Raw genomic sequence first — 14,902 nt, 5'->3', positions numbered from 1 at the left:
CACCCATGTTGTCGAAGACCTGGCCTCGCGCCAGCGCCTGCCGCTGAACCGAGCCGATCGAAGCCCCTCTTTGCCGCAGGCACCCACCCCTTGTGCCCGCGGCAGCACCGCCGGGCACCACCCTGCCCACCCCCATCGCCAACCAGCGACGCACCTATGTCCTCATCAACGAAGATCAGGAAGGGCGTACATGACCACCGAACCCACCCCAACCAGAACCACCGGGCCGCTGAACCGGCTCTGGAATCGCGAACTGCACCACTACCCCGCCTCCGGCCCGCGCCTTGTGAGCCTGGGCATCACGGTGAGCGCCACCGTCGTCCTGTACTACCAGAACTACCTCTCCGGAGCCCTGGCCGCCGGCACCGGCGGCCGCAACGGCATCCTGCCCGACCTTCACCTCTCGTTCTCCACCTACGTCTACCTCGCGGTCTTCGCCAACCTCCTCGGTGCCGGGGCCTCCTTCGCCACCGGCATATCGGACCGCTACGGACGCGCGAACATCGTCACCGCCGGCCTGCTGGTCTCCAGCCTGCTGTGCCTCATCGGATTCCCGCTGTGCCACAACCGCACCTCCTTCACCGCCGTGTACCTGCTGCTCGGCCTGGTCGAGGGCGTCATCCTGGTCGCCACCCCGGCCCTGGTACGCGACTTCAGCCCGCAGGTGGGCCGCGCCTCCGCGATGGCCTTCTGGGGCCTTGGCCCGGTTTTGGGCAGCCTGCTGGTCAGCATCCTGGTCAGCAGCACCAGCACCAGCACCCCCTGGCGCGACCAGTACATGGTCGCCGGCGGCATTGGACTGGCCGTCTTCCTCTTGGCGCTGCTCGCGCTGCGGGAACTGGCCCCCGGCCTGCGGGACCAGCTGATGGTCAGCCGCAACGACCGCGCCCTGGTCCAGGCCCGCGCCCAGGGCATCGACGTCGAAGCAGCCCTGAAGCGTCGCTTCCGCCAGATGCTCAAGCCCGACATCCTCGCCTCCGCCGCCGCGATCAGCGTCTTCCTGATCATCTACTACCTCGCGGTCGGCTTCTTCCCGATCTTCTTCCAGACCGTCTTCGGCTACAGCCAGACCAAGGCCAACGGCCTGGGCAACTGGTTCTGGGCCATCGAGGCCGCCGGACTGCTCGCCATCGGCTACCTCTCCGACAAGGCCCGCGTCCGCAAGCCCTTCATGCTCCTGGGCAGCATCGGCGCCGCCGCCGCCACCTCGGTCCTGGCCGTCAAGACCACCAACCCCCACACCAGCTACACCACTTTCGTGGTCCTGCTGGTCTGCATCAGCCTGTTCGTCGGCGTGGCCTACGCCCCCTGGATGGCGAGCTTCACCGAGACCGTCGAGCGCCGCAACCCGGCCCTGACCGCCACCGGACTGGCAGTGTGGGGCCTGATCCTACGCGTGGTCGTCGCCGCCACCGCCTTCCTGCTGCCCCACATCGTCACCACCGTCACCCCCTTGACCGAGAACGGCGCAGCCGTCCGACAACTCGCCGCCGGTCAGGACCCCGCGCTGACCGCGACACAGAACGCCACCGTCAAAGCCGTCGCCGCCAACCCCGCGATCATCCCCAAGATGCAGGCCCTGTCCACCACCTACCGCGCGCAGTTGGCCACCGCCGCCCACCTCGCACCCGCCACCCTGGCCGCCCTGACAGCGACCCCCGGCGACCCGGCGGCACAGGCCGAAGCAGTCAGCGAGATATCCGGTCAGAGCCCGGCCGACGTCGTCAAGGTCACCACACTGCACACCCGCTTCCAGGACCAGCTCGCCACCGCCGCGACCCTGGACCCCACCACCCAGGTCACCCTGCTCACCAACCCCACCGACCGCGCCACCGGCGCCCGTGCCGTCGCCGAGATCGCCAACGGCCTAAACGTCACCGCTACCACCGCCACCGTCAAGCTCCAGGCGCTGGCCAAGGTCCCCGCAGCCGACCTGGTTTACCTCAGCGCCCACAGCAAGCCCGTCCAGAACGCGGCAGCCCAACTCACCGCTTTGGCCGCGGTTCCCTCCGCCGACCTGGCCTACCTGCACACCTGGGGACCCGGGCTCAAGGACGCCAAGACCATAGCGGCACTGACCTACCTGCACCAGCACGCCGCCGCCGTCCAGCAGGCACACCACGACTCTCCCCGGCAGTGGCAGCGCTACTTCTGGATCGCCGTCGCCGGCCAGCTCCTGTTCATCCCACTGATCTTCGTCATGGCCGGCTACTGGGACCCCCGCAAGGCCAAGCGCCAGGAGACCGAACACGAAGCCTGGCTCCAGAACCAACTGCGCGCACTCACCGACAAGGACCGCACCACCGCATGAACCACTGACGACGGTGACGCGTCGAGCTGCGGAGGGTCGGTCGATCCGCAGCCTTGACACCGAGGCCCGACCCCCGGGGAGGAGCTCCTCGACCCACGTGTCCATGGGCCGAGGAGGTCACCCGGCCGCCTCCGCTGCCTTGTCCCGAAGTTGGCCTTGCCTATGAGTTCAGACAGCAGGTCCACCAGGCCTTCGTATTCTGGTGGGCAGACCCGCTCGCCGGGCTGTTGGTCGTCTTCTTCGCGGTCCGCGAAACACAAGAGAGCTATGCCATCCACCACTGGTTCGAGCACAGCTGTCCCCCGAGGCAGGAGCGGGGATGTTGTCCAGGGCGTCGGGGCCGCGCCGTGCTCCACACGGATACTCGAAAGCACCTAACGGCGCTGTGTGCGATTGAGGTCAGGGCGTGTCGGCCTGGCGGGTTGTCTGATGGGTGATCACCTCTCGGCAGCGCGGTCGGAGACCAGGCCGGCTACGGCTGTGTAGGTCTCGTCGAAGTCTTCGCGGCGGCCGAGGAAGCGTTGCAGGGTGCGCCATTGCTTGTGCTCGGCGTTGGCGTGCTCCACGCAGATGCGCTCCGACGACTGCTGGTGGCGTTCCGCGTTCCAGGCCGCGAGTTCCTGGGGTGTCGCGTCCTTCTTCGGTTTGAGCGGCGGAGCCTGGACCTGGTCGGGAAACTCCTTCGCCAGGCCCCGGTATCCGGCGTCGACCTTGGCTTTGACCTGTGGGAACTGCCTGAACAGGTCGGCGATTCCCTCGGTGCGCACCGCCGTCTGGTCGTGCATCCGCCCGGGGCGGAACGCCCCGGCCCACAGAGTCCGGCCCTGGCCGTCGGTGACGACGGTGGCCTTCTTGGTGTTCATCTTCTTTTTGCCCGAGACGAACGCACGTCGGCCGGGCTTGTTGGCGCGCGGGCGGCGGACCTGGACCTCGGTCCCGTCGAATCGCAGCTCGACGCCCTCGGCCGCCGCGTAGGCGAAGACGTCGGCCAGGGTGCGAAGCCGCAGCTCGGGATGGTCCTTGACGGCGAATCCGCGTGCGGCCAGCAGCGGTCTGATCTCACGGATCGCGCGGGTGACCGTGGAGCGGTCCACTCGGTACAGCTCGGCCAGGGCCGCGTGCGGGAGCTGGAAGCGCAGCGCCACCAGGGTCACGATGATCCGGTCCACGAACACCAGATCGTGGTCGGGGCCGGCCCCGGCCGCACGCAACCGCTCGTGGCCTCGGCGTTCACGCAGCCGGGATTCCTCGGCAGCAGTCCAGACGCCGGCGAGTTCGGCGACGAGTTTGCCGAGTCGCCGCGGCTGGAGGCCGGTGAAGATACGCTTGGACAAGGCCGTGCGGCCCGGGTGATGCGTCACAACACCACTCCACCGCACGGCCTGCTTCATGTCCGGGCAATACCACGATCGTTATTCGTACACCGCGCCGTAAGGGGTGATTAGCGCGGCCCTACACGTGCCGCCCGCACCACAGGGGGCCAGGATCGGGGGAAACAGGCATCCGCTCCCCCTTGTCGTTAAGGAGTCGTCCGCCATGCAGGAACGCACCCGGCGCAAGAACGCCACCGAGATCACCTTCGCCCTGCCCGCTGACCACCTGGAGGGCCACGTCAGCGTCGTAGGCGACTTCAACGACTGGGAGCCCGGCGCCCACCCGCTGCACCCCCGCGCGGACGGCATGCGCTCCGTCAGCGTCACCATTCCCGCCGAGACCCAGGTTCGATTCCGCTATCTGGCGCAGGGCGACCACTGGTTCGACGACCTCGACGCGGACAGCCTCGACGGCACCAGCGGCTGCATCCACACCGGAATTGCCGCCCCTCGCGGACGCGGACCGCCATACCGGCATCGAGTCCGCTGCAGGGACACGCTGTGGCTCCGGGTTGAGAGTCATCCCTCCCGGGGCGGCGCGCTGACGGCGGTGATGTCGCCGGGAACCATGCCTCTGGTGGGGGCGCCGACCTGCGGATGCGTCAGCGCCCCGCATCGGAACGCGTGCACCGAAACATCGAAAGATCCCGCCGTGCCAGGACGAAGTTCCAGCCTCGCTCTGCCGTGCGGCAATCGACTGAGTTCACCCGATCGAGTGTCGCGACGTTTCACGCCCGCGGATGCGGGCAAGAAAGTCGAGGTGTCCCGTCGGCGGCCCGGCGTGGGAGCGGTTTGTGCCGCAGCCCCGGCGTCCACCCCCCACGGGCGCCGGGGTCTGGCCCGGCACGGTGCAGCGGGCGGTCCGGCCGACGGCCGTCTGCCGTGCGGGCCCTTCCTCCGTGCTGCGGGGTCCCGTTGGTGTCGGGACCACGTCATGGGGGCGCGGCTGCCAGGCGCCGGATTCCGTCGATCACGTCGTCGGTGGCTGGTACGGCGTCGTCCTGGGCTGGGTGATTCGCCAAGAACGCCGTACGGGTGACGAAGGTCTAGAAGCAGGGTGCGAGCAGTGCCGTCGCGGTGCCGGTCAGATGGCCGGCGAGGGTGGGGGCGTCGTCGGGCATGTCTTCGTCCAGCCATTCGATGATCACCTCTGAGAGGCCTGCCGTCAGCGCGAGGACCGCACGGTGGTACTGGAGCAGGTCGTGGGGGTGCTGTTGCAGGGCTGTGGTGATGAAGGTGCTGAAGCGCTTGGCGTCCTGGCGTATAACGTTGCGGCGGTGCAGTTCCATCTGCGGGGCGCTGAGGTAGATGATGCGGGCCGAGCGGGGGTCGGCGGCGAGCATAGTGGTCAGCGCGGCCATCATCGGGCTCAGGAGTGCCTGGAGGGTGGTGGGCTGCCGGGGGGCGGCGGCTTCGAGGCCGGCAAGCAGCCAGTCGTTGCGCTCCTTCTGCACTGAGAGGAGCAGGGTGCTTCGGTCGGTGAAGTGCTCGTAGAAGTAGCGTTTGGCCACTTTGGCGTGAGCGCAGACATCGGCCACGGTGACATCTTCGTAGGAATGTGTCGCGAACAGTTCGAATGCCGCCTGCATGAGGCGCCCTCGTCGGTCCGCCACGCGTTCATCCCGGGTCCGGCCGAGGTAGGTGCCGTGCGTGGAGGTGGCCTGCGAAGCATGCGCGGGGGCGGTAGGGGTGGGTGCGTCCACGGCTGCATCTTATGCCCAGGCGCTGAGCCCCTGGTGCCGGGCTGTGTCCATGACTTTCGCGGCAGGTGGCCCGGTGTGCCACTGCGGGGGTGGTGCCCCCGGGCCAGCCGCACGGTGTGAGCGTCCGGCCCGGATTTCTCGGTCCGGTCCACTGGCGGGTGCTGCGCCTGGTTCAGGGGATTGCCCAGTGCTGGTTGTCGCCGTTGTTGCAGGTCCAGATCAGCAGTTGGGTGCCGTTGGCGGTGTTGCCGCCGGGGTCGTCCAGGCACTTGCCGGAGGCTGGGTTGACCAGGGTGCCGTTGGAGAGGGTCCATTGCTGGGCGCCGGTGCCGTTGCAGGTGTAGAGCTGCACCAGGGTGCCGTCGGCGGTGTTGCCGCCGGTGACGTCCAGGCAGGCGCCGTTGATGCGGATCGTGCCGTCCGTCTGGCGGGTCCAGATCTGGTCGGGGGTGCTGGCGCAGTCCCACATCTGGACGTGCGTGCCGTTCGTGCTGGAGCCGTTGCTGTAGTCGATGCACTTGTTGCTGTTGACGTCGGACAGGATGGTGCCGGTGGCCGGGGTGGGCTGGCCCCCGGTCATGGTGACGTCCACTGTGTGGGAGCCGGTCAGCGACGTGGGCACGGAGTAGGAGGACGTCGCTGTGCCGTCGATTTTGAACGAGCTGATCTGGTTGCCTGCGCCGTGCAGCGCGATGCTGAGGGTCGCTGCGCGGTACTGGATGCCGGAGAGGGTGGCGTCGCCCCAGCCGGTCGGCAGGGTGGGCTTGAAGGTGATGCCGCTGGTGGTGAAGTTCAGGCCGAACAGGTCGGTGTCGATCATTCGCAGGTAGGCGGTGGCGGACCAGGTCTGGTCGGGGGCGGCTCCCCAGTGGCCGCCGGTCTGCCAGCCGCCGTCGACGGCGCCGGTCTGGGCGTTGTAGATCTCGGCGAACTGGCCGCTGTTGTTGGCGAGCCGGGCGAGGTTCTGTACCTCGTTGGCGAAGCGCGGCTGGTTGCCGGACTGGGCGGCGGCATCGGCCCAGTAGCCTTCGACCATGGGCCAGACGACGACGTTGTGGCGGCCGGGCTGGCTGTCACTGTAGCGGGCGTAGTTCGGGTAGGTGTCGACGATACCGTTGGGCTGGATGTGGGCGTTCTGCAGGATGGACTGGGCCTGGCTGGGGCTGGCGATGCCGAAGAGGATGGCGAAGGACAGGCCGGTGCCCTCCTCGGTGGGGTCGAGCTGGCCGGACATGCTGTCGTTGCCGTGGACGAAGTAGCCGTACAAGCCCTTGCCCGGGTTCCACAGCCGCTGGTTGATCGCGGTCTTCAGGCTATCGGCCTGGGTGTTGAGGGCGCCGACCTCGCTGGTGGACTTGCCCAGGGCCGAGGCCATCAGGGCGGCGCTGCGGTAGGCCTGGTAGTACACCGCGTTGGTACTGAGCGTCATCATCGTGGACGTTGCGGGGTAGTCCCCGACGTAGCCGCCGTGGCTCTCGGTGGCGTCGGCCGGCGGGGCCGGGTACCCGGCGATGCCGTCGTTGAAGAACGCCGGCCCTTGGAACAGACCGTAGGAGGAGTTGTAGTTCTGGCTCTTGCGGGTGTTCAAGGTGTTGACCGTCGCCTGGTAGGCGTTGGTCAGGAAGCTCTGGTCACCGGTCACCAGGTAGTGGTTCCAGGCGCCAATCGCCCAGACGACCTGGTCCCACTGCTCGTTGTCCTGCTGGACGATGAGCTGACCGTTGGACTGCTTGACCACCGCCGCCCACAGCGTGTTCGCGGCCTGCTTGGGCTCCAGCAGACTCGCGGCGTTCCAGGAGTTGACCGCCGCGTCCCGTGTCCAGGGCTGGCTGTAACCGCCGCCGGCCCGGATGAACGTCTGCGGGTTGTTGGTCATCAGACCGGAGGAGTTGTAGACCGAAGGATCGTAGCTGATGGTGTTGGTGTCCAGCAGATTGGCCAGTGCCTTGGTGTACGCCGCACCCAGCGTGGACTGGGTGGTCCCTTTGGCGAAGGTCAGGGTCGGGCGAGGGGCGCCGGTGGCGGCCGACGCGGTCGCTCCGGAAGGTCCTACGCCGGATGCACCGACTGCCACCAGCGCCAGTGCGCCCAGGCCGACCAGCAGGCGTGAGCGCCGCTGCGGGACGCCGAACGGCTGGGGGCGGCCACCGTCCTCATCGGCATGACTGAGGTCGTCTGGCATCAGGGGTGATCGCGGGTAGTGACGTCTGATCATGTGCACTTCTCCTTCGAAACGTTGCCCGTCTGGGGTCGAGGCTCCAGGTGCCGGGGGTCGTCGGCACCTCGTTTCGACTGGTGTCGGACGGCAGGAGCGGATGTGCTGGCCGTCGAGCGGGCGGTTGGACCCGGCTCGGCGTCTGGTTGGCGCCGCCGTCGGCGGTGCGCGGATCGTCCGGCCGTTTAGGGCAGCGGCTTCTCTCGCCTGTCATGCGCCCGGGGCTGACCACACCTGCGCGGCGGTTCCGTTGCAGTCGAACAGTTCCACCTGGGTGCCGTCGGTGGTGGTGGCGCCGGGGTCGTCGATGCAGCGGCCGGAGGCGGGGTTGCGGTAGCCGCCGTTGAAGGGCTGCCAGACCTGGTTGCCGCCGCCGTTGCAGTCCCAGACCTCCAGCAGGGTGCCGTTGGCCGTACCGCCCGCGGTGGCGTCCAGGCACTTGCCGGAGATGCGTAGGGTGTTGTCCTGCGCGAGTGACCAGGACTGGTTGGTGCCGCTGTTGCAGGACCACAGCTCGGCCTTGGTGCCGTTGGCGGCGTTGCCCCCGGTCAGGTCCAGGCACTTGCCCGCCACGCCCGACCGCACGGGGCCGGTGCTGCCCGACGGTCCGGTGCCGGTGGAGCGTGAGGTCAGGGTGAACCGCTGGTTGCTGCCGTCGGTAGGGTTCCACTGCTCGTACTGGGTGCCGGATGCGGTGCTCCCGGCCGGGTCGTCCAGGGCGAAACTGGCTGTTGCGGTTGTAGAAGGACCAGGTCCCGTCGGCGTTGCGGACCGGCTTCCACTGGTCGTTGCCCTGCGTGATGCTGCCGGCCGGCCACTGCACGACCAGAGCGCCGGGCTTCCCGGACGCGGCGCTGACGTTGAGGACCTGGCCGCTGCGGGTGTTCTTGATCTCGTAGTAGCCGTTGCTCTGGGGGACGAGGGACCAGGACGCGCTGCCGTCGGTGGTGTCCGTCCCCTGCACGATGGGGGCGGAGTTGGCGGTGGAGCTGTTCTGCGCCGCCAGGGTAAGGCCGCTGGTGGCGCTCTTGATCTGGTAGTCGCCCGAGAAGGGGGAGGCGGCGGTGGTCGGCAGGACCTGGAAGAGGCCGACCATGCCGTTCATCTCGAACGCGTCGGGGTTGGCGTCGTTGGTAGGCCTGGTCCAGTCGTTCCAGGTGAGGTTGGCGCTGTTGCGCATGCTCCAGGCCTGGGCGGCGTTGGCGTTCACGTAGGTGCTGTAGCGGCTGCACAGGTTCGCGTCGGTGCAGAACTCACTAATGCCCTTGAACAGCCAGTACTGGTAGGAGCTGCCGCGGGTGCCGTTGTTCGCCACGACGGGCACGTTGTTGAGGAAGTGGTCGGCGGTGCGCTGGGCGTCGTCCCGATAGGAGGTGTTCCCGGTGACCCGGTACAGGTCGTCGGCCGCCTTGATCCACGTTCCGGCGTTGTAGGCGTTGTCGGAGGCCTGAAGGGTGGTGGATCCGCTCTTGCCGTTGGGGAAGGCGATGCACTCGTTGACGACGCCGCTGGAGGCGTTGACGACGTGGCCGCGCATCCAGGAGTAGATCTGCTCGGCCTTGGTCAGGTATCCGCCGTCGCCGGTGATCTCGTACAGGCCCACCGCGGTGCTGACCATGGGGTCGTTGCTCAGCGCGCATTTGCTGTAGTCGGTGTCGTTCTCCCAGATCCCGCCGCCGCCGTCACCGGTCCAGCCGCGGTTGTAGGTCTTGTTCCACTGGTCGGCCGCGGTGTTCAGCCAGCTGGTGTTGCCGGTTGCCTTGTAGCCTTCGAGGGTGGCGGTGATCATCCACGCGACGTCGTCGTTCCAGCCGTCCCACGAGGTCCAGTTGGTCCCCTCCTTGTTCAGGAAGGTGCTGACCAGGTCGCTGACCCGCTGCCGGTCCGAGGGCGCGCGGGTGCGCAGGTACACGTCGTCGGCGACCGCGATGTCCAGCGCGCCGATCCAGGTGCCCGCCCGTTCGGTGCCTTTGCTCTTGAGCTGGTCGGTGTAGTAGGTGCCGGTGCTGCCGCCGGTCACCAGGAAGTTGTCGTTCCAGCTGGCGAAGACGCTGTCGGGCGAGGGCAGCGCGGTGTCGGCGTGGGCGGTCGGGCTGACCAGGAAGCTGGTGGCGGCGAGCGCCAGAGCGGCACCCGTCGCGACGAGGAAGGCCGGTCGTTTCATGATCGGTGAGCCGTTCTGTTGGCGTTCATGGGGGAAGTGGTCCCGCCCCGTCACCCGGCGATGGCCTAGTCGTCGTCGCGCCTCGCCCCCCGGAGCGGGGCGCGGGTGCGTTGGCCGGGTCGGGGCCGGGTCAGGACTGCGGTGCTGCGGTCCACCGCTGGTTGGCGCCGCCGTTGCAGTCCCACAGTGCCAGCTGGGTGCCGTCGGTGGTGGAGGAGGCCGGGTCGTCGAGGCAGCGGCCGGAGACCGGGTTGCGGTAGCCGCCGTTGTAGGGCTGCCAGACCTGGTTGGCGCCGCCGTTGCAGTCCCAGAGCTCGACCGGGGTGCCGTTGGCCGTGCCGCCTGCGGTGGCGTCCAGGCACTTGCCCAGGGCGCGCAGCGTGCCGTCGCCGGAGGCGGACCACGCTTGGGCGGGGGTGCTGTTGCAGCCCCAGATCTGTACCTTCGTGCCGTTGGCGCTGCTGCCGGTGTTCACGTCCAGGCACTTGCCGGAGATCCCGGACTGCACCGGTGCCGCCAGGGCCGAGGGGGCCTTGATCCAGCCGGCCGCGTCGGCGCTCTGGATACCGGCGTTGAAGGCGTCGGCCATCTTGCTGAAGCCGCTGTCCTTGGGGTGCAGGGCGTCGGACAGGTCCGAGGCGTTCAGTGCGCCCATGTCCACCAGGCGCACGTGCTGGCCGGCTGCCTGCTTCGCCGCGATGATGGCGGGGAGCTTGGCGTTGAAGTCCGCCCGGTACTGCTCCTCGGTGGTGGCGGTGGACACGATCAGGGTGCCCACCAGGACGGTCGCGTCGGGGGCGTCGCGGGTGATCTGGTCGATCAGCGCCGAGAGGCGGTCGGTGGCCGTGGTGGGCTGGTAGTTGCCGTTGAGGTCGTTGGTGCCGATCTCCAGGGTGACGACGTTGGGCCGGAAGGTCGCCAGCACCGAGTCGGCGATACCGGCGATCTGGTCGATCCGCCATCCGGAGTGGCCTTCGTTGTCCGGGTCGGACATCGGGCCGTTGCGCCCCGAGCCCACGAAGTCCAACGTATGGCCCTCGGCGGCCAGTTCGTTCCACAGGAAGCCGCGGTAGCTGTTGCCCGACGGGCTGCCAACGCCCCAGGTGATCGAGTCGCCCAGCGGCATCAGCCGCAGAGAGGCAGGCTGCGCGGCCGCAGGGCTCAAGGCGGCAGCGGGCACAGCAGCGCCGAGTCCGACTGCTGCCAGGGTGGCGGCGACTAAAGGTGCCGCACATTTCTTCATCACGTGGGTCTTCATCGGCATTCCTCACGGGTGGGGGAGGGCGGGGTGCACGAAGAGCTGCGCCGACTCGTGGGCGGAGACCGGGTTTCCATCGCGGAGCGCGTCCTGACATCACTGCCTCGAATCCCGCGGGGTAGCCGTCGTGCGGCCACGCGCAGGCCGCAGGACGTGTAGCCGGGGATTCTGGACAACGTTGTCTGGATCGCACGGACTGGCGGACGGGCCATCCGGCGCAGTTCGCATAGGCGGCCAAGGACCCCGTGGGCCGGGCTGCGGCGCGCAGGGTGATGCGTGCGCTTCTCGGCTCAGGTCCCCTGGCCGGGCAGTGGTGGTGCCGCGGCCGACGCTGCTGAACGCTTGCCAGCAAAGGCCCCTTGCGTGCGCCATGTCAATAGCACGGACAAACATTGCGCACAGGATCCAACGAAATCCGAGGCGGGTGGACTGGACATGTAGGAACCTGGGCGTTCCCATGCTGGGGTGCGACGGATACGCTCGATGGGTGCAGCTGGTGGGAGCCGCTGTCCGCAGCCGGATGAACCCAGGGTCATCCCCCATGGTGGAGGGCAGGGAGGTCGAGCACGTGGGTGTGGTGCCAGAGCTCCCCCTGATTCAGGAGATTCCTTCTGACGCTGCCAAGTGTCCATGGGGGCGGGCTGCGCCTCGCGCGCGGGCGGTCCGGCTTGCCGACAGGGAGTCGGCCGGTACGGGGGAGGTGTGCGGATCGAGGCGTCCGGATCCGGGGTGCCTTGTGAATAGCCATAGACATCACGAGGTCGACCGTTTGATTCTGTCATTATTTGCAGGAGTCTTGACCCTCAACTCAACACGACCACACACTATGCCAGTCCCCGACTGGAAGGTGTCATGATGACCAGATTCAGGTGGCTGGCCCCGTTGTGGGTGCTGGCGCTGCTCGCCACAGTCCTGGCGATCAGCAGTGCCCCGGCGCAGGCGGCGACGTCGTCCATCACGGTCGACGGTTCGCAGGGCGGCCGGACGTTCGACGGGATCGGTGCGATCAGCGGCGGCGGCGGCAACTCGCGTCTGCTGCGGGACTACCCGGCCGCGCAGCAGTCGCAGATCCTGGACTACCTGTTCAAGCCCGGCTACGGGGCGAACCTGCAGCTGCTGAAGCTGGAGATCGGCGGTGACGCGAACTCCACCGACGGCTCCGAGCCCTCCATCGAGCACAGCCGCGGAGTCGTCAACTGCAATGCGGGCTACGAGTTCTGGCTCGGCGAGCAGGCGGTCAAGCGCAATCCGAACATCGGCCTGTATGGTCTGGCCTGGGCCGCGCCGGGCTGGATCAACGGCGGCTTCTGGTCCACCGACACCATCAACTACCTTGTCTCCTGGCTCGGCTGCGCCAAGCAGCACGGCCTGAACATCAAATACCTCGGCGGCTGGAACGAACGCGGCCACGACATAAACTGGTACATCCAGCTGCGCTCCGCGCTGAACAGCGCCGGCTACTCGGGCGTGCAGATCGTGGCCGACGACAGCGGCTGGGACACGGCCGACGACATGGCCAGCAACTCGGCGTTCAACAACGCGGTGTCGGTCATCGGCGCGCACTACCCCTGCCAGGGCGACGGCGGACCGGCGACCAGCTGCTCCAGCACCACCACCGCCCAGAACAACGGCAAGCCGCTGTGGGCCTCGGAGAACGGCTCGCAGGACATGAACACCGGCGCGCCCGCGCTGATCCGCTCGATCGTGCGCGGCTACACCGACGCGAAACTGACCGCCTACCTCAACTGGCCACTGATCGCGTCGATCTACCCCAACCTGCCGTACGCCACCGTCGGACTGATCACCGCGCCCTCACCGTGGTCGGGCCAGTACAGCGTGGGGGAGGACACCTGGGCCACCGCGCAGGTCACCCAGTTCGCCCAGCCCGGCTGGAAGTTCATCGACTCCGCCTCCGGATACCTGGGCGGCGCGGAGTCCAACGGCGCCTACGTGAGCCTGAAGTCACCCAACGGCAGCGACTACTCCACCGTGCTGGAGACCACCACCGCCACGGCCGCACAGACGGTGAACCTGCACGTCCAGGGCGGCCTGTCCACCGGCACCGCGCACGTGTGGGCGACCCGGGTGAACTCCCCCAGCGCCGCGACCGACTTCGTCCACACCCAGGACGTCACCCCCTCGGGCGGCTCCTACTCGCTGACGCTCCAGCCCGGCTACATCTACACGGTGTCCACCACCACCGGGCAGGGCAAGGGCACCGCCACCGGTCCTGCCGCCCATGGGCTGGCACTGCCGTACAGCGACACCTTCGAGAACACGGCCAGCGGTGCCGAGGCGGCGTACTTCTCCGACATGCAGGGCGCTTTCGAGGCCCAGCCGTGCTCGGGCCGCTCCGGGCAGTGCCTGCAGCAGATGGCACCGGTCAAGCCCATCGAATGGCAGGACGACTCGGACGCCTTCTCCCTGATGGGCGACACCACCTGGAGCGACTACACGGTCCAGTCCGACGTGAACCTGCGGCAGGCCGGCACCGTCGAACTGCTGGGACGCGCCGGCCCGCAGAACCGCCCGCAGAGCCACCAGGCCGCCTACGAACTGCGCGTCAGCGACACCGGCGCCTGGTCGATCGTCCGCAGCTCCACCGCCGGCACGCTGACCACGCTGGCCTCGGGCACCCGCACCGCGCTGGGCACCAACGCCTGGCACACCCTGGCCCTGGGGTTCTCCGGGGACCGCATCACCGCCACCGTCGACGGCAGCGCCCTGGGCGCCGTCAACGACAGCACCTACCCCGCAGGCCAGGTCGGCGTCGGCGTCGTGGGCTACCAGACCGACCAGTTCGACAATCTGTCGGTCACCGCGAACCCGCCGGGCTACCGCGCCGGCATCCTCAAGGGCTCCGGGTCGGGCCTGTGCACGGACGTGCCGGGCGCCACCCAGGCCAACAGCACCCAGGTCGCCCTGTGGGACTGCAACGGCCAGACCAACCAGGCCTGGACGCTGTCGCCCACCGGTCAGCTCACCGTCTACGGCGGCGCGAAGTGCCTGGACGTGCGGGCCGCCGGCACAGCGGACGGCACCGCCGTGCAGATCTACGACTGCAACAACACCCCCGCCCAGCAGTGGACACTGAACAGCAACGGCACGGTGGTCAACTCCGCCTCCGGCAAGTGCCTCGACGCCGCCGGTACGACACTGAACACCCTGCTGGAGATCTGGACCTGCAACGGCGGAACCAACCAGGCCTGGATTCGCGGCGCCCAGTCCGGCCCCCTGAAAGGCCAGGAGTCGGGCCGCTGCGTGGACGTGCCCGCCGGCAGCCAGGCCAACGGCGCCCAGCCGGCCCTGTGGGACTGCAACGGCGCCGGGAACCAGACCTGGACGTCCACCGCGAACAACCTGCTGACCGTCTACGACAACAAGTGCCTGGAGGTCACCGGCAGCGCCACAGCGGACGGCAGCCCGGTCGAGATCTATGACTGCAACGGTGGTGCCAACCAGCAGTGGCGGGTCCGCGCCGACGGCAGCGTGATCAACGTCGGCTCCGGCAAATGCCTGGACGCCGTCGCCCACGGCACCGCCGACAACACCGCACTGGACATCTGGACCTGCACCGGAGCAGCCAACCAGCAGTGGCAGCGGATGTAAGCCACCACCATCTCGTTCCTCTGCCTGCCGGGGCCGCCAGCGTTCAGTCTCTGGCGGCCCCAGCAGGGATCCCCTGCGGTGCCCCGCCTCCTCGACAGCGCGAAAGCCGGACGACTCACCGACCAGTTGGCCGCACCGGTCCACCCTGCGCAGGGCAGCTGGCCTGTTGAAGAACCATGTCTGAAAGGACGATCCCTGGTGTTCCACCGACGATTCCACTTGCAGGGCCGACGGCGAGCTGTGCGGACAGGTGCTGGTGCGCTGACCGT

7 protein-coding genes and 1 pseudogene are annotated in these 14,902 nt (G+C 68.5%); 2 read left to right on the top strand and 6 right to left on the bottom strand.

All coding sequences use genetic code 11. The features are described 5' to 3' along the window. Nucleotides 1-190 precede the first annotated feature (190 nt). Complete coding sequence (locus tag ACXKR8_RS24790; RefSeq protein WP_458266774.1) at nt 191-2,311, top strand: MFS transporter; 2,121 nt, start codon at nt 191-193, stop codon at nt 2,309-2,311. 437 nt (nt 2,312-2,748) lie between these two features. On the opposite strand, the gene ACXKR8_RS24785 is transcribed toward ACXKR8_RS24790, so the two are convergent. From ACXKR8_RS24785 to ACXKR8_RS24760, 6 genes and pseudogenes are all read right to left on the bottom strand, one after another. Beyond that, nucleotides 2,749-3,702, bottom strand: coding sequence for a transposase family protein (locus ACXKR8_RS24785; protein WP_458266773.1), 954 nt, complete (start codon nt 3,700-3,702; stop codon nt 2,749-2,751). A 1,028-nt stretch (nt 3,703-4,730) separates the two neighbouring features. Further along, entirely contained in the window at nt 4,731-5,387 is a 657-nt protein-coding gene (locus tag ACXKR8_RS24780; RefSeq protein WP_458266772.1) for a TetR/AcrR family transcriptional regulator, read from the bottom strand. A 172-nt stretch (nt 5,388-5,559) separates the two neighbouring features. Then, a complete protein-coding gene (locus tag ACXKR8_RS24775; RefSeq protein ID WP_458266771.1) occupies nt 5,560-7,602 on the bottom strand; it encodes a ricin-type beta-trefoil lectin domain protein in 2,043 nt (680 codons plus the stop codon). 210 nt (nt 7,603-7,812) lie between these two features. After that, a complete protein-coding gene (locus ACXKR8_RS24770; RefSeq protein WP_462100698.1) occupies nt 7,813-8,175 on the bottom strand; it encodes a ricin-type beta-trefoil lectin domain protein in 363 nt (120 codons plus the stop codon). Nucleotides 8,176-8,338: 163 nt separating this feature from the next. Further along, nucleotides 8,339-9,766 (bottom strand): annotated as a pseudogene (locus tag ACXKR8_RS24765) (RICIN domain-containing protein); the annotation flags it as partial. Between the two features lie 130 nt (nt 9,767-9,896). After that, nucleotides 9,897-11,009 carry a ricin-type beta-trefoil lectin domain protein gene (locus ACXKR8_RS24760; RefSeq protein ID WP_458275078.1) on the bottom strand — a complete coding sequence of 371 codons (1,113 nt, stop codon included), beginning with the start codon at nt 11,007-11,009 and terminating at the stop codon, nt 9,897-9,899. Between the two features lie 870 nt (nt 11,010-11,879). Here ACXKR8_RS24760 and ACXKR8_RS24755 point away from each other — a divergent pair. Further along, nucleotides 11,880-14,633, top strand: a complete 2,754-nt coding sequence (locus ACXKR8_RS24755; protein WP_458266769.1) for a ricin-type beta-trefoil lectin domain protein — start codon at nt 11,880-11,882, stop codon at nt 14,631-14,633. Nucleotides 14,634-14,902: the final 269 nt, after the last annotated feature.

The organism is Streptacidiphilus sp. PAMC 29251 (assembly GCF_054208735.2).
The sequence above is the reverse complement of the archived record's forward strand: the minus strand, read 5'-3'. Positions and strand labels throughout refer to the sequence as shown.